This window comes from Polaromonas sp. CG_9.7, assembly GCF_015752205.1.
GTDB lineage: Bacteria > Pseudomonadota > Gammaproteobacteria > Burkholderiales > Burkholderiaceae_C > Polaromonas.
Window position 1 is genome coordinate 18,003 of the sequence record NZ_JADOVG010000008.1, and the last position, 19,050, is coordinate 37,052.

The window sequence follows — 19,050 nt, forward strand, 5'->3', positions numbered from 1 at the left end:
CATTTCATCGAAATGCCGGCCTTCGCATCGGTTCCGCCGTGGCTACGTTGCTACGTCTACGAAGCCTGGGAGCGGCCGGGCGAGCTTGTTGCCATGCCCCAGCAGGAAGATCAGTTCCTTGACGATGCCGTACATCACCGCCCGGTCACGCGTCGGGGGTCGGCGAAATGCACCGTGGTGCTGCCGATGCGCGCCACGCCGTCCGGCCCCGGCCCGTGGGCGTAGCGGATGCCCAGGCCATGCTCGGACATCAAGGGGCCGCAGGCGCGCCAGTCGCGCGTCCACTTTGGTAGCGCCTGGTTGCCCGCCCAGAGCGTTCCGGCGCTTTCATGGCATTCCTCGATGTGCTGATGGCCGAGCAGCCGCCCCAGGTGGCGCTCGCGGGCGATGCAGCTGCGAAAATATTCTTGGTCACTTATTTGCATGATGCGCTTGCTTTGCGGGAAAAAACCAATTCTTCACGCCACCGTAAATCTGAACCAGCCACTCAGCCAGCCCCATCAACCCGACACCTGAGACAATCCCCCGATGTTTGCACCCCTTCAAAACGACACTTTTCTGCGTGCCTGCCTGCGTCAGGCGACTCCCCACACCCCGGTCTGGCTGATGCGCCAGGCGGGCCGCTACCTGCCGGAATACAAGGCAACCCGCGCAAAAGCCGGCAGCTTCATGGGGCTGGCGACCAACACCGACTACGCCACCGAAGTCACGCTGCAGCCGCTGGAGCGCTTCCCGCTGGATGCCGCCATTTTGTTCAGCGACATCCTGACGGTGCCCGACGCGATGGGCCTGGGCCTGTCGTTCCAGCTCGGCGAAGGCCCGAAGTTCGCCACGCCGGTCCGCGACGAAGCGGCGGTCAACAAGCTTGAAGTGCCCGACATGAACAAGCTGCGCTATGTGTTCGACGCCGTCACGTCGATCCGCAAGGCGCTGAACGGCCGGGTGCCGCTGATCGGCTTTTCGGGCAGCCCCTGGACCCTGGCCTGCTACATGGTCGAGGGCGCCGGCTCCAGCGACTACCGGCTGGTCAAGACCATGCTGTACCAGCGCCCCGACCTGATGCACAAGATGCTGGCGATCAACGCCGATTCGGTCGCACAGTACCTGAATGCGCAAATCGAGGCAGGCGCGCAGGCGGTGATGATTTTTGACAGCTGGGGCGGGGTGCTGGCCGATGCGGCTTTTCACACCTTCAGCCTGGCGTACACCGCGCGCGTGCTGGCGCAGCTCAAGCGCGAGCACAACGGCGTTGTCATTCCGCGCCTGGTGTTCACCAAGGGCGGCGGCCAGTGGCTTGAAGCCATGAAGCAACTCGACTGCGAAGTGCTGGGCCTGGACTGGACCGTGAACCTGGCGCGGGCGCGGGCGCTGGTCGGTGAAAACGGACCGAACGCCAAAGCGCTGCAGGGCAACCTCGACCCGAACGTGCTGTTTGCCAACCCGGCACAGATCGAAGCCGAAGTGGCCGCCGTGCTGGGCAGCTTCGGCGCGCCGCACACCGATTTGACGCAAACCGGACCGGCGCAGATTTTCAACCTCGGCCACGGCATCAGCCAGTTCACACCACCAGAAAACGTCGACGTGCTGGTTCGTGCGGTGCATTCGCAATCGCGAAGACTGCGCGCCAGCCAGGGCTGAAAGCCTGGCGAACGGGCTGAAAAAGGGACTGCCCGCGCCCTTTACCACAAAAAAATAGCATGTATCCCAAGACTTATGCACAAATCCTGTGGTACAGCTTTTCAAGGTCCAGCTTTGGCAGGGCACTGTACTATCAAACTCATAGCATTCATAAGTTGTTGATTTATATAGAAAATTTAAATTGCCTTTTTGCCGGGCAATTTAAGGAAAGCCTTGATTTACAAGGCTCTGCGGCGGCTTGCAACAAGCTATCAACAAAGTTATCCACAGAAAATCTGGACAACTTCAAAACAGTGAAAAATCAACGACTTAGCGATTTCCATGGTCGAGTTGCTGCCAACGCCCGCACTTCAGGGCACTGGCTATGAGCCACTGGCTGGAGATCGTCGTGGCCACGCCGGCGCACAGCGCCATCGCCGGACCACTGACCTACCGCAGCGCCGTGCCGCTGGTTGCCGGCACGCTGGTGCGCGTTCCCTTTGGCCGGCGCGAGGTGCTGGGCGTGGTGTGGGACGTGCTGCCGGACTGCGGCGACATGGCAGAAGAAACCATCCGCGACATTGCCGGCGCGCTCGACGGGCTGGACCCGCTGCCGGTCACCTGGCGCAAGCTGGTGGCCTTCACCGCCGGCTATTACCAGCGCTCGCTGGGCGAAGTGGCGCTGGCAGCGCTGCCGCCGCAGTTGCGCGACCTGACCAGCGTGCAACTGGCGCGCCGGCTCAAGCGGCCGGAAAGTCAAGTCGAAAGCCGGCCTGATACTACCGAATTAATAGCACTTAGCGCACAGCAGGCATGCGCCATAGCCCAATTTGATGCTGAAACCAGCGCAAAGCAGCGGCCCACATTGCTGTTTGGCGCCACAGGCAGCGGCAAGACCGAGGTTTACCTGCGCGCTGCTGCCCAAGTGCTGGCGCAAGACCCCACCGCGCAGGTGCTGGTGATGGTGCCCGAGATCAACCTCACGCCGCAGCTGCAAGCCCGGTTTGAAGCGCGTTTTGCCCATCTGGGCCGCGAACGCGTCGTGCCGATGCACAGCGGGCTCACGCCGGCCCAGCGGCTCAAGGGCTGGCTGGCCGCGCATTCGGGCCAGGCGCGGCTGGTGCTGGGCACGCGCATGGCGGTGTTTGCCTCGATGCCGAACCTGCGCCTGATCGTTGTCGATGAAGAACACGACCCGAGCTACAAGCAGCAGGAAGGCGCACGCTATTCGGCCCGCGATTTGGCGGTGTACCGCGCCCGGCTGGAAACCATCGCCAGACAAGAAGTGGTCAGCGCTGGACCGGTGGTAGAAACGGCCACAGGCGATCTGCACCAGCAGGGGCCGGAGAACCGGCTTTGCCCGGCCACCGGCGCAGCGCCCTCCTCGGAGGGCAGCGCAGCACACGAAGTGGCAAGCGTGGGGACCAGGACATGCAGGGTGTTGCTCGGTTCAGCCACGCCGTCGCTGGAAAGCTGGCAGGCGACGATTGCGGGCCGTTACCAGCGCCTCGATATGGAAGAACGAATTGGCGCTGGCCAGCCATCGGGCGAAGCGGTCAACCTGGCAAACAATGGCTTGCCCACCGTCCGGCGGGTGGACATGAACCACCAGCCCCGGCACTGTGTCATCGCCCCGCCGCTGCTGGCGGCTATCTGCCAGCGGGTGGCACGCGGCGAACAGTCGATGATTTTCCTGAACCGGCGCGGCTATGCACCAGTGCTGGCCTGCCTCGACTGCGACTGGAAAAGCGACTGCCCGCACTGCAGCGCCTACCGCGTGTTCCACAAGATCGACCGCACGCTGCGCTGCCACCACTGCGGCTTCACCGAGCGCGTGCCGCACGCCTGCCCGAGCTGCGGCAACATCGACATTGCGCCGGTCGGGCGCGGCACCGAACGGCTGGAAGAACACCTGGCCGAATTGCTGGCCAGCGTGACCCGGCCCGACGGCGAGCCGGTGCGCATTGCCCGCATCGACGCCGACAGCACGCGGCTCAAGGGCTCGCTCGAATCGCAGCTGGCCCGCGTGCATGCCGGCGAGGTCGATGTGCTGGTCGGCACGCAGATGATTGCCAAGGGCCACGACTTCAGGCACATCACGCTGGTGGCCGCCGTCAACACCGACAGCGCGCTGTTTTCCAGCGACTTTCGCGCGCCCGAGCGCTTGTTCAGTTTGATGATGCAGGCAGCGGGCCGCGCCGGCCGCGATGCCCGGCACAGCGCCGCCAGCGAGATGTGGGTGCAGACCTTTCACCCTGACCACCCGCTGTTTGAAGCGCTGAAGCGGCACGACTACCCGGCCTTTGCCACCCGCGAACTGGAAGAGCGGCAGGCTGCCGGACTGGCGCCCTTCGGTTTTTCAGCGCTCATACGGGCGGACGCGAAGACGCAGGATGTCGCCCAGGGCTTCCTGAATGCCGCTGCGCAGGCGGCCCAGGCGCAGCAGTTGCCCGGCCACGAACACGTCACGCCCTACCCGGCCGTGCCGATGACCATCCAGCGCGTCGCCAATGTCGAACGCGCCCAGATGCTGGTCGAAAGCCCGTCGCGCAAGGCGCTGCAGGGGTTTCTGGCCGCGTGGCAGCCGGTGCTGTTCGAAACGCGCCGGCAGGCTGAATTCAAAAGCCTGGTGCGCTGGGCGATTGATGTGGACCCGCTGGCGATTTAACGCAGGCTCCCGGCACGGCGCTAGTCGCTGGTTTGGCGATACAGGCCGGTTTTGACGGCACTGTCCAGAAACTGCTTTTGATAGTGGCGGTTGCGGCGCCCGGCCTTGGCTTGTGCGCGCTTGCTATTGCGCTTGTCGACCACGATTTCCGACAGCCGGCTCAGGTCGTCGGCCACCTTGAAGTCATTGGGCGAGTTTCTTCGGGTCATGCCGATGCGCGTGCCAAGGTCAAACCCTGCGCGCCAGCGTCACGGCCAGCGCAGAACCCCGGCCAACGGCCCTGCACCAGCCAGCCAGCAGTGCACCGGGGGGATGTGTGAGATGCGCCTCGGCTTCGATGCGGTGGGCGGCTTCATCGCGCTGACAGTCGACCAGGGTCTGCCGCAGGGCGGCGTGCCCGGCTTGCGCCGTGAGGGCCTCAATTTGATGCGCGTAGTGCTGCACGACAAACGTCTCGACGGAGGCCACCGTGGCAAATACCGCCCGGCGCCCAAAGACAGCCGGCAGGGCGCCCGTGACGAAGCCGGCCATGCGCCAGGCCACCAGCAACCAGCTGCGGCGCAGCGGCGGCAGCAGGGCTGACATTTTCTGGAGGTGCTGCAACTCGGTGTGCAGGTGGTTTTTGGCAAACGTCCGCACGGTTTTGTCGCGCGTCACGCACAGCATGCCCCGGTAAATCCAGACAGCGCCGGTTTCGCCAGCATGGTTGGAACGCAGGTCGGCCACCAAACCCGCCGGCAGATGCGATGTGTCGCAGGCCCGCGCCAGCCACTGGATACCGGGCCGGATGCGCAAAAATCCACGGTACAGCTGCTCAAGAATCGGGGTCACACCGGGCAGTGCGGCCAGACGCGCCAGCCAGCGCCAGCCCGGCATGACCTGCCAAAGCGCCACAAACGCGGCCGCTCCGCTCAGCAAGGACCCGTCTTCCCGGCGCACATGAAAGCGCGCCAGGTAACGGGCACGGTCATCAGGCGCGAGCGGGACCGATGCCTTGCTGACGTCCGTCCAGGCCACCGGTCGCGCGGGTTTGAGCGATTGATAAACGCCGACTTCACGCCGGCACAGGGGGCAAGCGCCGTCGAACAACACCGTGAGCGACTCGCAAGGCAAGGGCTGATTGCCCTCGGGCGGGGTGGGCAGGGTCATGCCGCACCCATACTTTTGACCAGAATCCAGACCAGCACCGCCAGTTGCAGCATGTTGAGCACCACGCTCAGGGTGTGCAGCTGTTTGAAAAGCCGGCCTTGGTGGTTGTCGCGAGCCCGGTTCACCAGCGGCGTCAGCCAGAAACGGCTCAGGAAAAAGACAAGCGCCACCGCAACCAGGCTGCCCTGCACCAGTGCCACGCCGGCCAGTGCCGCAGCGCCGGCTGTGCTCAGACCCAGAAACAAATAGTACTTGGGGAAAAACGATCGCACGTAAGCGCTCGCCCATTCCTGGGGCAGCACGACAAAAATGGTGGGCGCCACCGCCACGGTGAAAAACAGCATGATGCCTACATTGGCTGCGACGATCAGGTCGCTGAGGTGCGTCAGCATGGGCCGCGTCCTTTGGTAAAAAACAAGTCAGCGGAGCGAGGGGCTGGGTATGGCATGGCCGCGCTTTGCTCCGCAAAGGCCCACCGGGATATACCCCTCAGGCGGCGCTTTTGCGCATGGCAAAGTCGCACGAATGCAGCTGGAATACCGAGTTCGGGCCACGCGGGCAGACTGGCAACGGCAACGGCCTGAAGGCAAAGCGCGGCTTGGCTACGGGAAGCGCGAGGTCACTGGAGGTTGCGGCACTCACCAGGTCGTGCAGATTTTCTGAATTAAAGGCTTTTTTGCAGGCTTCATGGAAGTCAACGGCAAAATCGTCGCAGGCAGACGCGCTGCTGGCCTTGGGCGGGGAAGTTTCGAAAAACTTCACCACGTCCAAAACCGTGAATTTTTTCAGATCGCCCTCCACTTGGTAACCGCCTCCTGGGCCTTTAAACGAGCTGACTAAGCGGTGTTCGCGCAGTACCCGCAAAATGCTTTCCAGTCCAGCCAGCGACACGCTCAGGGCCTGCGCCACTTCCCGGGCAGGAATCGGCTGGCGCGCCCCTTTGGCAGCAATATAGACCAGTGATTCGACGGCAACCCGCGTTCTTTTGGGAATCAGCATGATGAATCTTTCGGTTTTGAGTAGATATTAGCGACTAGCTTAACGCCAAATCTATACAAATAAAACAAAATTATTAGAAAACAACAGAAACAAATCGAATTTTTAAGTTATAAACAGTTAAATCTACGCAATACCTATGCAAAAACCTACTCAAAACGATATAGAACTGATCAACACGCTTTTTCGCATTGGTGCAGTTGCAAAAGCGACGGGCATTCCCGTTTCCACCCTTCGCATCTGGGAAGTCAGGCACCATGCCTTTTCACCGTCGAAAACCACGGGCAAGCACCGGCTCTACAGCCAGATGGATGTGCACAAGGCAAGCCTGCTGAAACAACTCAGCCGTCAGGGACATGCCATCAGCACGATTGCACCGTTGCAGGTGACGGCACTGGAAAAGCTGCAGCAGTCGCAAGAAGCGCCGATTGCCCCGCCTGAAGCCCCAGGGCAGGCGGCCGGCACGGTGTCACTGGCAGTGATTGGCGCCGGGCTTGCCAACCGCGTGACGTCCGGAAAGTTCATGCGGCCCTTTTTGGGCAGCCGCCTGCGGGTGAGCGACAGTTTTACCGACTTGGCGCAGGCAGACACTGCCGGTTTTCGGGAACCACCCCAGATCCTGCTGGTCAGGGTCAACACCCTGCACGACAGTGTTCGCAGCCAAATCCAGGAACTGGCCCTGAACCAAGGCGTGGCGCATACGCTGGTGATCTATGGCTTTGCGCAGGAAGCGGTGGTGCAATCGATGCGGGCAGCCGGCACGCTGGTACGGCGCGGGCCAGTCTCGGACTTTGAGTTGTCGGACCTGATCAGTTCGGTGCTGCTGGTCGACACGGCCAAAAGCCTGGGCGTCATTCACAGCGACCCGCTGATTCCGCCCCGCAAATACTCCGACGACACGCTGTCGCGGGTGGCAGGCATTTCAAGCAATATGCTGTGCGAGTGCCCCAGGCACGTCGCCGAGCTGATCGCCCAACTGGCAAGCTTTGAGCAGTACAGCCAGGAGTGCCTGAACAAGAACGAGGAAGACGCACATCTGCATGCCCATCTGCATGCCATTTCAGGCTCTGCCCGCGCGCTTTTCGAGCGCGCACTGGAAATGGTCGCCCAGCACGAGAACATCCCCCTGATCTGATGGCCGACACCACTGCTCATGGCGGGGGTAGCCGCACAGGGCAACCTTCATGCGTTCGGCACTCGCCCTGGTCCCAGCGTAAAAAAGAACGCCGCCCCTTCGTTCAACGTGCTTTCGGCCCACACACGGCCTTCGTGGCGCTCAATGATGCGTTTGACGGTGGCCAGACCAATGCCCGTTCCCGGGAATTCCTCCGGCGAATGCAAGCGCTCGAAGGTACCGAACAGCTTGGGGGCGAAAGCCATGTCGAATCCCGCGCCGTTGTCTTTGACAAAAAAGACGAGGTTGCCGTCGAAATCCGGCACGCCGCCGACTTCGATGCGTGCCAGTGGTTCCCGGGATGTGAACTTCCAGGCGTTGCCCAGCAGGTTTTCAAAAACAACCGACAGCAATCTTGCGTCGCCCTGCGCGCTCAGGCCGTCCTGAATTTGCAGCGCTGCCTGGCGCCCTGGCTCCCGCTCGTGGTGGTCGCGTCCGATGCGCCGGGCAATTTCCGAAAGATCGACATGCGCTGACTCGATCGGTTTGCGCGATAGCTGGGCCAGGGTCAGCAAGCCTTCAATCAGATCGCCCATGTGCTTGACGCCCACCCCGATACGCTCCAGGTAATGCCGGCCTTTGGCGCTTACCTGGTCGCCATCGATTTTCACCACCAGCTGGCTGAAGGCATGGATGCTGCTCAGGGGCGTGCGCAGGTCATGCGAGACCGAATAAGCAAAGGATTCGAGTTCGTGGTTTGCCCGCTCCAGCTCGAAGGTGCGCAGCAGCACCCGCGCTTCGAGCCCGGTGTTCAGGCTGAGGATTTCTTGCTGCTGCTGCCGGCGCTCGGTGATGTCGCGCCCGACCGCCACCCAATGGGTGAACTTGCCGGACTTGTCGGCAATGGGCGTGATGTCGGTTTCCAGCCAGCGCTCGCTGCCGTCCTTGGTGCAGATGATGATTTCGGCGCGGACCGGCTCCCACCGGGCCATGGCGGCGCGAATGCGGTCCATCTCGGGCCGCTGGGTGTCGGTCCCCCACAGCAGCCCGGAGGCATGGCCGTGCATTTCAGCGTTGCTGTAGCCAGTCTGGCGCTCGAAGGCGTCGTTGACAAACACGATGCGCCGGCCGCCTTTTTCCAAAGGGACGGCTTCGGTGATGATGACGATGTCGTTCAGGCGCGACACCGCCGTCTGCAGCAGCCGCAGTTGCGACTGTTCTGCGCGCTGCTGGGTGATGTCCTGAAAATAAATCGCCAGCCCGTCCTGGGTGGGGTAGACGTGAAACCGGATGAACAGGTTCAGCGGCGCGTAAAAGGCTTCGAAGCGCGTTGTACGCTGATTCTGCAGGGCCAGGCGGCATTCGCGCTCCGTGCATGTGCCCAGGGATTCGGGAAACTCCTGCCATAGGATTTTTCCCAAGATATCTTCGCGCCGGCGTTGAAGCATGCGCTCGGCCTGGCCATTGAAAAAGGTGACCTTCCAGTCCTTGTCGAGCAGGCAAAAGCCATCGGTGATGCTTTCCAGTGTGGCGGTGAGCTGCGCCTCCAGGGAAAGCGCGCGCGCCTCGGCCTCCTTTTGCTGCGAAATGTCCTGGAACGCGCCCTGAAGGCGAACGATTGTTCCGCTGGCATCGCGTACCGCTTCGCCCATCGAACGCACCCAGATGCGCCGACCCGTGGCCGTGCGCTTGGGCAATACAAATTCATAGGGAATGCCGTTTTCAGCACAGTTTTTCACATGGCGTGTCACCAGCAGCTGATGCTCGGGGAAAAAGTAACCGATGCCCTCGTCCAGCGTGGGCGTGTAGCCCGGTGCGACATCGTGGATCAGGCAGTTCTCGTCCGACCAGGTCAGCGTGCGCTCCGGCAGGTCAATGGTCCATCCGCCCAGGCGCGCCACCCTGCCGGCAACCCGGCCCATGTAGAGATTTTTGTCCAGCAACTCGGCGTGCTGCCTGAGGTCGTCAATATCGGTCAGTGTGCCCACCCAGCCGACGGGACGGCCGGCCGCGTCGCGCTGCGGGACCGCGCGGCCGAGCATCCAGCGGTAGATGCCGTCAACCCGGCGCAGCCGGCACTCCGCCTCGAAGGCTTCGTGGCTGACAAGCGCCTGGGTCCATTGAGCAGCGACCGGCGCGCAATCATCAGGATGGATGGACCGGCTCCACCCGTGGACCAGACTGTCTTGCAGGGACACGCCGGAATAGTCGAGCCAGCGCTGGTTGAAATAGGTGTGCTGGCCGTCAGGCTGCATCATCCAGACTATCTGGGGCAAGGCATCTGCCAGCAGTCGAAACGCTGAGTCGCCCTGGGCTGAAGCGCTCGATGCAAGCTGGCCGCCGGCGGGTGCATGTACCTCGCCTGTCAGTTGAATCAGTTCGCTGCCTGCAATACTCACGCGGTTTCCTTGGTTGCTGTGTTGCGCAACCTACGGATGCACAGGCAGGGCTCAAACGGCTTGCGGGCTTGTATCGGACCTGACATAAAGTATTGTGGGGCATTGCGCTTCGTGTGAAACTCTGGGTCACAAGCGTGCACACATCTGGAAAAACTCCGAATTTCAACAAGTTGCCTGGCTGAGCAGACCAAGTGCCGGCAGTTGAATGACAGCTCTGACCACCGAAGGGAAACCGTCATGCCCCGCCCCCTTACCGCGCGCGATGCCCATCCGTCGGGAAATCGCCGAACCTTGATCGTCACGGGTGCCGCCGCTCTGGCGGCGGCGATGGCGCCCACCGGCTTTGGCTTGGCGCAGAGTCGCCAGTTGCAGCCGACGCCGGGCCAGACCGAAGGACCGTTCTACCCGGTGGCACTGCCCGCTGACACCGACTTTGACCTGCTGCGCAACGGAAAAGCCAGCTACTCGCGCGGCCAGGCGGCCTGGGTGGAAGGCACAGTGCTGGACACGGCGGGCAGGCCGGTATCCGGCGCAATGGTGGAAATCTGGCAGTGCGACCAGGCAGGCCACTACCACCACCCCGGCGACGGCGGCCGGGCCGACCCGGCGTTCCAGGGCTTTGGCCGCGTGACGGTAGACAGCGACGGGCGTTACCGCTTTCGAACGCTGCGTCCGGCAGCGTACAGCGGGCGCACGCCGCATATCCATGTCAAGGTGCGGCTGGAGCGGCGCGAACTGCTGACCACACAACTCTATGTGGCAGACGACGCGGGCAATGAACGGGACTTTCTCTGGCGGCGGCTGAATGCGCAAGATCGTGCCGCGCTGACCGTGCCCTTTGTGCCCGGGGCCGATGGCTTGAGGGCGCACTTTCCGATCATCGTGCAGGCCTGAAGTCCCGCCCCGACACCGCCCATGCGGCGGGCTGCCGGGCGGGCTTGGCACGCGTGCGCTAAGCTGCGCGCCATGGATTCACTGACTCAAATAGCACTCGGTTCGGCCTTGAGTGTCGCCGTCATGGGGCGGCGCACTGCCGTCTGGAAGGCTGCGCTCTGGGGTGCCGTGGCCGGCACCTTGCCCGACCTGGACGCCTTTATCGACCAGGGCAATGCTGTTTTGAACATGACGCGCCACCGCGCCGAAAGCCACTCGCTGCTGTTTTTGACGCTGGCAGCGCCGCTGCTGGCCTGGGGTGTCAGCCGGCTGCACGGCGAGACGGCATTGTTCAGGCGCTGGTGTCTGGCGCTGTGGCTGGCGCTGTTCACGCATCCGCTGCTCGACACCCTGACGGTGTATGGCACGCAGTTGCTCCAGCCCTTCAGCGACTATCCGTTTGCAGTAGGCAGCATTTTCATCATCGACCCGCTTTACACCGTGCCGCTGATCGTCGGCGTGGTGGCGGCCTTGCGCCTGAAAAGCCGGCGCGGCCTGCGCGGGAACATGGCCGGCCTGGTGGTGAGCACGCTGTATCTGGGCTGGAGCATCGGGGCGCAGCAGCAGGCCACGCAGGTCGCGCGCACTTCGCTTCAGGCCGAAGGCATTGCCGCCAGCGGGCTGCTGGTCACGCCCGCGCCGTTCAACACGCTGCTCTGGCGGCTGGTGGCGACCACGCCCACGCAGTATTTCGAAGGCCATTATTCGCTGCTGGACGATTCACCGCGCATCCGCTGGAGCGCGCATGACCGGGGCGCAGCGCTCATGGAGCGCTATGGCCAGGAACCATCGGTCGCCCGCATGGCAGACTTCAGCCACGGGTTTTACCGCCTTTCGGAGTCCGGCGGCAACCTGTTTGTGACGGACCTGCGCATGGGCCAGGAACCGGCCTACACCTTCAATTTCAACCTGGGCAAGCCCGCTGACCTGGCAGCGGGCGGCACCGCACCGACGCTGGAAAGCCAGCGACCCGACCTGGCCACGGCGCTGCCCTGGCTGTGGCAGCGCATGTGGGGCAAGGCATTGCCGCCGCCCTGACCACCCGCCACAAACGGAATTGACAGTCGGTCCAAAAGAACCGCCTTCGGCTCCGCGCAGCGCTCAGGTATTTTCTTGCAGCGCTGACATCATCTGCTTGCGCCGGTATTCGCCCTGGCGCTCCAGCATCCACCCGGGGTACTCGGCCGCCAGCGCGCTGGCATCGCCTATCAGGCGCAACTCGTCCGGGCCAAGCATCACATCGGTGGCAGCAAGGTTGTCGGCCAGCTGCTCGGGCCGCTTGGCGCCGACGATGACGCTGGTGACCTGCGGCTGGTGCAGCAGCCAGGCCAGCGCCACGCGGGCCACCGACACGCCTTTGGCTTCGGCGATCGGACGCATGGCGTCGATGCAGTCCCAGGCCTTGGCCTTGTTGACCGGCGGAAAGTCAAAGGCGATGCGGCGGCTGCCTTCCTCGGCCTGGCCTTGCTGGCCCGGCGAATCGCGGCTGTACTTGCCGCTTAAAAAACCGCCCGCCAGCGGGCTCCAGACCATCAGCCCGACGCCTTCGCTTTTGAGCATCGGGACGAGTTCGCGCTCCAGGTCGCGTCCGGCCACGCTGTAATACGCCTGCAGCGATTCAAAGCGTGCCAGCCCCAGGCGCTCCGATATGCCCAGCGCCTTCATGATCTGCCAGGCGGCCCAGTTGGACACGCCGATGTAGCGCACATGGCCGTGGCGCACCAGCTGGTCCAGGGCGCGCAGGGTTTCATCCATCGGCGTCGCAGGGTCGAAGCCGTGAACCTGGTAGAGGTCGATGTGGTCGAGCTGCAGACGCTTGAGGCTGGCCTTGACGCCGTCGAGGATGTGGCTGCGGGTGAGACCCCGGCCATTCGGCCCTTCGCCGGTCTGGCCAAACACCTTGGTCGCCACCACCACGTTGTCACGCGGAATCTTGAGGTTTTTCAGCGCCTGGCCGGTGATCTCTTCGGAGACACCTTCCGAATACACATCAGCGGTGTCGATGAAATTGATTCCGGCATCGACCGCCTGGCCAATCAGCGCTTCAGCGTCGTTTTGTTGCAGCGCGCCGATCTGGCGCCACATGCCTTCTGAGCCACCAAAGGTCATGGTGCCCAGGCACAGTTCGGAAACGAAAAGGCCGGTGCGGCCCAGGGGGTTGTAACGCATGTCGATAAAACTCCGGTACGGTGGATGGCCGGGCGCCCGGCCCGGTGCAGGCCTGCCAGCATAAGCGCGCCGGGCCGATGCCGCAGGCGCCGGGAAAAGGCTGACCAGGGGCTGTGGCTTTGCCTCGCCTGCGGCGCCAACCGGCTCACGATAATTTTTTTAATGAAAAATACCGATTGCGCACGAATGCATTGCGTTTTCAGCTATCAATTCATGAGTAAAACATCAACCTGCGTCGTCACCCTTCCCGCAAAGCTCAAGCCGCTTTCTGGCCGATCTCGAAATTGGCCATCATCTCCAGCGCCCTGACCATGGCCGAATGGTCCCAGGCCTTGCCGCCATGGGCGACGCAGGAATTGAACAGCTCTTGCGCCATCGCGGTGTTGGGCAGGGCCACCCCCAGCGCGCGGGCACTGGACAGCGCCAGGTTCAAATCCTTATGGTGCAGCTCGATGCGAAAGCCCGGATCGAAGGTGCGCTTGACCATGCGCTCGCCATGCACTTCCAGAATTTTCGAGGAAGCAAATCCGCCCATCAGCGCCTGGCGCACCCGCGCCGGGTCGGCACCCGCCTTGGCCGCAAACAGCAGCGCCTCGGCCACCGCCTCGATGTTCAGCGCGACGATGATCTGGTTGGCCACCTTGGCGGTCTGGCCGTCGCCGTTGCCGCCGACGAGCGTGATGTTCTTGCCCATCAGCTCGAACAGCGGCTTGATGCGCTCGAACGTCGCTTCCGGGCCGCCGACCATGATCGACAGCGTGGCGTTCCTGGCGCCGACTTCGCCGCCCGACACCGGGGCGTCGAGGTAGTCGCAGCCCAGCACGTTGATTTTTTGGGCAAACGTCTTGGTGGCAATGGGCGAGATGGAGCTCATGTCCACCACCACCTTGCCGGCTGTCAGCCCGGCGGCGATGCCTTTTTCGGAGAACAGCGCAGCCTCCACATCGGGCGTGTCGGGCACCATCAGGATGATGACGTCAGCCCTCTCGGCCACGCCGCGCGCGCTCAGGCACTGGGTGGCGCTGCTGCTGGCGATCGATCCCGGCGTTTTGCCGCGTGTGTAGACAAACAGCTGGTGGCCGGCCTGGATCAGTTGGCTGGCCATGGGCGCGCCCATGATGCCCAGGCCGACGAAACCGATTTTCAGGGGGTGTGAAGTCATGAGGAGTTTTCCTGGTTTTTTAAACTATTCAGGGGCTTACAGCGCCAGCCGCTGGCGCCAGTCCAGACCCGCCTCGGTGGTGGTGGCGGGCTTGTATTCGCAGCCGATCCAGCCGTCGTAGCCGATGCGGTCCAGGTGCGCGAACAGGAAGGCGTAGTTGATCTCGCCCGTGCCCGGCTCGTGGCGCCCCGGGTTGTCGGCCAGCTGGATGTGGCCGATGCGCGGCAAATGCGTGTGCATCGTCGCGGCCAGCTCGCCCTCCATGCGCTGGGCGTGGTAAATGTCGTACTGAACAAAGGCGTTGTCGGCGCCGACCTCTTCCAGGATCGCCACCGCCTGCGCCGTGCGGCACAGGTAGAAGCCCGGGATGTCGAAGGTGTTGACCGGCTCGATCAACAGGCGCAGGCCGGCCTTCTTCAATTCTGCGGCGGCAAAGCGCAGGTTCTCGACCACCGTCTGGCGCAGCACGTCGTCGGCAACGCCGGCCGGGGCCTTGCCGACCAGGCAATTGAGCTGCTTCACGCCCAGCGCCTGGGCGTAGAGGATGGCCTTGGCCACGCCTTCGCGGAATTCCGCCACCCGCTCAGGCAGGCAGGCGATGCCGCGCTCGCCGGCTTCCCAGTCACCGGCGGGCAGGTTGTGCAACACCAGTGTCAAGTGATGGGCCTCCAGGCGCTGGCGGATTTCTTCGGCCGGCCAGGCATACGGAAACAAAAATTCCACGGCTTTGAAGCCTGCTTGGGCAGCTTTGTCAAAGCGTTCCAGAAACGGCACTTCCGTGAAGAGCATGGTGAGGTTGGCAGCAAAACGCGGCATGTCTGTTTCCTTGAAGTTATGGGTGTGCGGGGTGGCACCGCGACTATTCAAGCAAGCCGGCCAATTCCAGGCCCTTGAGCCCTTCGGGATGGCGGCAGTCGATGTCCTCGAACTCGTTGACGTTGTTGATCTCGGTGCCCATGGCGATGTTGGTGACTTTCTCCAGGATGATCTCGACCACCACCGGCACCCGGTGCTCGGCGGCCATCACCCGCGCCTGCCGCAGCGCTGCCTCGATGTGGGCCGGGTCCTTGACGCGCAGCGCCTTGCAGCCCAGGCCTTCGACCACGGCCACATGGTCCACGCCGTAGCTGCGCAGCTTGTCGTCCGAGTCGGGCACATTGATGTTGTCAAACGCCAGCTGCACGCAAAAGTCCATGTCAAAGCCGCGCTGGCTCTGGCGGATCAAGCCCAGGTAGGAGTTGTTGACCAGCACATGCACATAGGGCAGCTTGAACTGCGCGCCGACGGCGAGCTCTTCGAGCAGGAACTGGAAGTCGTAGTCGCCGGTGATGGCCACCACCGTGCGCGTCGGGTCGGCCGCCACCACGCCAAGCGCTGCCGGCATCGACCAGCCCAGCGGGCCGGCCTGGCCGCAGTTGATCCACTGGCGCGGGCCGAAGATGTTCAGGAACTGGCCGGCCGCAATCTGGCTCAGGCCGATGTTGCTGACATACACCGTGTCGCGCGGGAAGACCTTGTTCATTTCCTCGTACACGCGCTGCGGCTTGATCGGAATGTTGTCGTAATGGGTCTTGCGGTGCATCAGCCGCTTGCGTTCGGCGCAGCGGGCGGCCCAGTCGGCGCGGCTGGCCATCTGGCCCGCTGCTTTGCGTTCCCGGGCGACCTCGACGAACAGCTGCAGGGCCGCCTTGGCGTCCGAGACGATGCCCAGCTCGGGCGTGAAGACGCGGCCGATCTGCGTCGGCTCGATGTCCACATGCACGAAGGTGCGGCCCTTGCAGTACACCTCGGTCGAGCCGGTGTGGCGGTTGGCCCAGCGGTTGCCGATGCCCAGCACAAAGTCGCTGGCCAGCATCGTCGCATTGCCGTAGCGGTGGCTGGTCTGCAGGCCGACCATGCCGGCCATCAGCGGATGGTCGTCGGGTATCGTGCCCCAGCCCATCAGCGTCGGAATCACCGGCACGCCGGTCAGCTCGGCAAACTCGACCAGCAAGTCAGACGCATCGGCATTGATGATGCCGCCGCCGGCGACGATCAAGGGCCGCTCGGCAGCAGCCAGCATGTCCAGCGCCTTGTCGATCTGCTTGCGCGTGGCAAACGGCTTGTACACCGGCAGCGGCTCGTAGGTGTCGATGTCGAACTCGATCTCGGCCATTTGCACGTCGAACGGCAAGTCGAGCAGCACCGGGCCGGGCCGGCCCGAGCGCATCAGGTGAAAGGCCTGCTGGAAGGCGCGGGGCAGCTGGCCGGGTTCGCGCACGATGTAGGACCATTTGGTCAGCGGCTTGGAAATGCTTTCGATGTCGACCGCCTGGAAGTCTTCCTTGTACAGCCGGGCGCGCGGCGCCTGCCCGGTGATGCACAGGATCGGGCTGCTGTCGGCGCTGGCCGAGTACAGGCCAGTGACCATGTCGGTGCCGCCGGGGCCGGAGGTGCCGATGCACACGCCGATGTTGCCGGCCTTGGCGCGGGTGTAGCCCTCGGCCATGTGCGAGGCGCCTTCGACATGCCGCGCCAGGATATGGGCGATCGACTGGCGCTCGCGCATGGCCGCATACAGCGGGTTGATGGCCGCGCCCGGCACGCCGAAGGCCTGCGTCACGCCTTCTTTTTCCATCACCAGAACGGCGGCCATTGCGGCCTTCATTTTTGCCATTGCTTGCTCCTTGTTGAGATGGCTCCATCATTCCTTTGACGTGTTCGGCTGTGAATCCCATTGCATCGATAAGACCTATTCCAATGTGGAATAAATAGGCAAAGCGGGTTTACAGTCAACGCCATGGATCGCGTCACCGGCATTGCACTTTTTATCCGCGTCGTCGAGACCGGCAGCTTCAGCAAGGCTGCCGCAGAGACCGGCATCACCCAGCCCACGGCCACCAAGGCGGTGGCCGCGATGGAGCAGCGCCTGGGCGCGCGGCTGCTGCACCGCTCGACACGCGGCGTGACGCTGACCGAGGTGGGCACGCTCTACTACGAAAAATGCAAATTGATTGCCCGCGAGATCGAGGAAGCCGACAACCTGGCCACGCTGCTGCAAAGCAAGGTCGGCGGCCACCTGCGCATCAGCACCTCGGTGGCATTTGGCCGGCGCGTGCTGACCCCGCTGGTGCTGCGCTACAGGCAGCAGCACCCCGACATCACGCTGGACTTGAGCTTTGACGACCGCTACGTGAACCTGGTCGAGCAAGGCGTTGACCTGGCCATCCGGATGGGGCCGATGGCCGACTCGACACTGGGCGCGCGCTACCTGGGCACCAATCCGTGGCTGATGGTGGCGGCGCCGTCCTATTTGCTGGCGCGCGGCTCGCCGGGCAGCGCGGCCGACCTGGCCGCGCACGACTGCGTGGTGTACAGCAGCGTGCAGGGCGACGACCGCTGGAGCCTGGTCAGCCCGGCGGGCCAGAAACTGTCGGTACCGGTAAAAGGCCTGCTGCGCTCGAACAACCTGTCGGCAGTGCTGGCGGCCACGCGCGCCGGCATGGGGCTGGCCGTGCTGCCCTGGTACGTCGCACGCGAGTCGTTGGCCGATGGTGCGGTCTTGCCGGTGCTGGCCGACCACGGGCTGCCCGAGCAGGAAGTGCATGCCGTGTTTCCCTCGCCCAAGCTGGTGCCGCTGAAGGTGACGAGCTTCAGCGGATTTTTGCAGCAAGCGCTGGCGGGCGACTGGTGGCGTCAGGCGATGTGACGCACTTTGAAGTAGCTGAGCAGCTTAATTTTTATGCTTTTCAGGTCTTTTCCGCTTATCTAGCATGCACTTAATGCTATTTAATTAATAGCATACAGTCCCTCCAAACGGCTTCGACGGCCCGTCAGAACCGGTGGCGCACACCCACCGAGTAGCTGCTGCCATTCGACAGGTTCTCGACCTTGTCGCGCATCGCAACGGCGTAGATATCGGTGCGCCTGGACAGGCTGTAGTCGTAACCAAGGGAAACCGTGTTGCGGTCAGGTCCTGTCTTGGGTGCCACGCGTCCCCATGCCGCCAGCACGGCGCCCGCACCGACCGGCACCCGGGCGCCGAGTTCGGCGATGCGGTATGTATTGGCGATCGTCGTGTTCTTGACTTCGCCGTACTGCGCGAAGGCCTTGGCGACCGTGAAGTCGTAAGCGCCATTGAGCTGCCAGGTCCGCGTGTCGGCCTGCACTGCCGCCGGCACGGGCCTGGTTTCGTCTTTTCTGGCCGACTGGTAGACCAGCGCGGCAGACAACGGGCCGCCGGCATAGCCGACGTTGGCGCCCCAGTTCGTGCCATTGCTCGAACCCGCACCACTCGTCTTGGGCGCAGCCACTGCGCCGATCAAACCGAACCTGAAGCCGCCAAACTCAGGGCTGGTGTAAAGCGCCGAGTTGTTCCAGGCCGAGTCGCCGGTGACCGTGCCGCTGGTGAAGTAGTGGCGGACGCTGGGCGCATAGCCGTAAGAGTCGCCAAAGGGATTAAACGATATGGTGGAAATAAACAGAGGCGTGGTGTTGCGCCCCAGCGTGAAGGTGCCCAGGCTTTTACTCGACAAGCCCACCGATGCGCTGCGCGAAAACAGCGTGTCGCCAGGAAAGCGGCCCGAAGCGCCCGTGTCGGCTTGCAAAAAACTCTCAAGCCTGAACACGGCGGACAGGCCGCCGCCCAGATCCTCGGCGCCCCGCATGCCGAAGTAACTGGTGGTCAGCTTGCCGCTGTCCACGCCGGTCTGGCGCAGCCCACCCGGTGCCTTGCTTGAGCCAATGCTCATGTCAACCAGGCCGAACAGGGTGACCGAGCTTTGCGCCTGGGCGCCAAATGCCGTGGCGGCCAGGCAGGCCAGGGAGAGCGATCGCAGGAGTGGTTTCATTATGGTGTGGCTTG

18 protein-coding genes are annotated in these 19,050 nt (G+C 63.5%); 7 read left to right on the forward strand and 11 right to left on the reverse strand.

The window, feature by feature from the left end; genetic code table 11:
- Positions 1-134: 134 nt before the first annotated feature.
- A complete protein-coding gene (locus IWX87_RS09655; RefSeq protein ID WP_231374721.1) occupies positions 135-425 on the reverse strand; it encodes an aminoacyl-tRNA synthetase in 291 nt (96 codons plus the stop codon).
- Positions 426-528: 103 nt separating this feature from the next.
- Between IWX87_RS09655 and hemE the strand changes: the two genes are divergently transcribed.
- Genes hemE through priA form a run of 3 tightly spaced genes read left to right on the forward strand, consistent with a single transcriptional unit; the run spans position 529 to position 4,285 of the window.
- Positions 529-1,638 (forward strand): uroporphyrinogen decarboxylase, encoded by a 1,110-nt coding sequence (hemE, locus tag IWX87_RS09660; protein WP_196863325.1) that lies wholly within the window; start codon positions 529-531, stop codon positions 1,636-1,638.
- 59 nt (positions 1,639-1,697) lie between these two features.
- Positions 1,698-2,006: a hypothetical protein gene (locus IWX87_RS09665; RefSeq protein WP_196863326.1), complete on the forward strand. Its 309-nt coding sequence runs from the start codon at positions 1,698-1,700 to the stop codon at positions 2,004-2,006.
- Positions 2,003-4,285 (forward strand): primosomal protein N', encoded by a 2,283-nt coding sequence (priA, locus tag IWX87_RS09670; protein ID WP_196863327.1) that lies wholly within the window; start codon positions 2,003-2,005, stop codon positions 4,283-4,285. The genes IWX87_RS09665 and priA overlap by 4 nt, the downstream gene beginning before the upstream one ends.
- Positions 4,286-4,305: 20 nt before the next feature.
- On the opposite strand, the gene IWX87_RS09675 is transcribed toward priA, so the two are convergent.
- From IWX87_RS09675 to IWX87_RS09695, 4 genes are all read right to left on the reverse strand, one after another.
- Positions 4,306-4,494: a hypothetical protein gene (locus IWX87_RS09675; RefSeq protein WP_196863328.1), complete on the reverse strand. Its 189-nt coding sequence runs from the start codon at positions 4,492-4,494 to the stop codon at positions 4,306-4,308.
- 19 nt (positions 4,495-4,513) lie between these two features.
- On the reverse strand, positions 4,514-5,434 hold the full coding sequence (locus IWX87_RS19635; protein WP_231374720.1) for a demethoxyubiquinone hydroxylase family protein: 921 nt from the start codon (positions 5,432-5,434) through the stop codon (positions 4,514-4,516).
- Entirely contained in the window at positions 5,431-5,826 is a 396-nt protein-coding gene (locus IWX87_RS09690) for a DUF4149 domain-containing protein (RefSeq protein WP_196863329.1), read from the reverse strand. Before IWX87_RS09690 ends, IWX87_RS19635 begins: the two co-directional genes overlap by 4 nt.
- A gap of 97 nt (positions 5,827-5,923) precedes the next feature.
- Positions 5,924-6,433: an Rrf2 family transcriptional regulator gene (locus IWX87_RS09695; protein ID WP_196863330.1), complete on the reverse strand. Its 510-nt coding sequence runs from the start codon at positions 6,431-6,433 to the stop codon at positions 5,924-5,926.
- A gap of 136 nt (positions 6,434-6,569) precedes the next feature.
- On the opposite strand from IWX87_RS09695, the gene IWX87_RS09700 reads away from it, so the two are divergent.
- Positions 6,570-7,565, forward strand: a complete 996-nt coding sequence (locus IWX87_RS09700) for a MerR family transcriptional regulator (protein WP_196863331.1) — start codon at positions 6,570-6,572, stop codon at positions 7,563-7,565.
- A 47-nt stretch (positions 7,566-7,612) separates the two neighbouring features.
- Here the strand turns inward: IWX87_RS09700 and IWX87_RS09705 are convergent, their stop codons facing one another.
- Positions 7,613-9,943: a PAS domain S-box protein gene (locus IWX87_RS09705; protein WP_280757195.1), complete on the reverse strand. Its 2,331-nt coding sequence runs from the start codon at positions 9,941-9,943 to the stop codon at positions 7,613-7,615.
- Between the two features lie 327 nt (positions 9,944-10,270).
- Here IWX87_RS09705 and IWX87_RS09710 point away from each other — a divergent pair, with 327 nt between their 5' ends.
- The gene (locus IWX87_RS09710; RefSeq protein WP_196863480.1) at positions 10,271-10,837 is read left to right on the forward strand and encodes a protocatechuate 3,4-dioxygenase; all 567 of its coding nucleotides are present in this window, start codon (positions 10,271-10,273) and stop codon (positions 10,835-10,837) included.
- A 72-nt stretch (positions 10,838-10,909) separates the two neighbouring features.
- Positions 10,910-11,914, forward strand: coding sequence for a metal-dependent hydrolase (locus IWX87_RS09715; protein ID WP_196863332.1), 1,005 nt, complete (start codon positions 10,910-10,912; stop codon positions 11,912-11,914).
- A gap of 63 nt (positions 11,915-11,977) precedes the next feature.
- Here IWX87_RS09715 and IWX87_RS09720 read toward each other — a convergent pair whose 3' ends face one another.
- The 4 genes from IWX87_RS09720 to gcl all read right to left on the reverse strand — a co-directional run bounded on the left by IWX87_RS09720 (position 11,978) and on the right by gcl (position 16,863).
- Positions 11,978-13,045: an aldo/keto reductase gene (locus tag IWX87_RS09720; RefSeq protein WP_196863333.1), complete on the reverse strand. Its 1,068-nt coding sequence runs from the start codon at positions 13,043-13,045 to the stop codon at positions 11,978-11,980.
- Between the two features lie 256 nt (positions 13,046-13,301).
- Positions 13,302-14,207, reverse strand: a complete 906-nt coding sequence (gene glxR, locus IWX87_RS09725; protein ID WP_196863334.1) for a 2-hydroxy-3-oxopropionate reductase — start codon at positions 14,205-14,207, stop codon at positions 13,302-13,304.
- A 36-nt stretch (positions 14,208-14,243) separates the two neighbouring features.
- A complete protein-coding gene (hyi, locus tag IWX87_RS09730; protein ID WP_196863335.1) occupies positions 14,244-15,023 on the reverse strand; it encodes a hydroxypyruvate isomerase in 780 nt (259 codons plus the stop codon).
- Between the two features lie 43 nt (positions 15,024-15,066).
- A complete protein-coding gene (gene gcl / locus IWX87_RS09735; protein ID WP_196863336.1) occupies positions 15,067-16,863 on the reverse strand; it encodes a glyoxylate carboligase in 1,797 nt (598 codons plus the stop codon).
- Between the two features lie 123 nt (positions 16,864-16,986).
- Between gcl and IWX87_RS09740 the strand changes: the two genes are divergently transcribed.
- On the forward strand, positions 16,987-17,895 hold the full coding sequence (locus IWX87_RS09740; protein WP_196863337.1) for a LysR family transcriptional regulator: 909 nt from the start codon (positions 16,987-16,989) through the stop codon (positions 17,893-17,895).
- 124 nt (positions 17,896-18,019) lie between these two features.
- Here IWX87_RS09740 and IWX87_RS09745 read toward each other — a convergent pair whose 3' ends face one another.
- Positions 18,020-19,036 carry a porin gene (locus IWX87_RS09745; protein WP_196863338.1) on the reverse strand — a complete coding sequence of 339 codons (1,017 nt, stop codon included), beginning with the start codon at positions 19,034-19,036 and terminating at the stop codon, positions 18,020-18,022.
- Positions 19,037-19,050 lie beyond the last annotated feature (14 nt).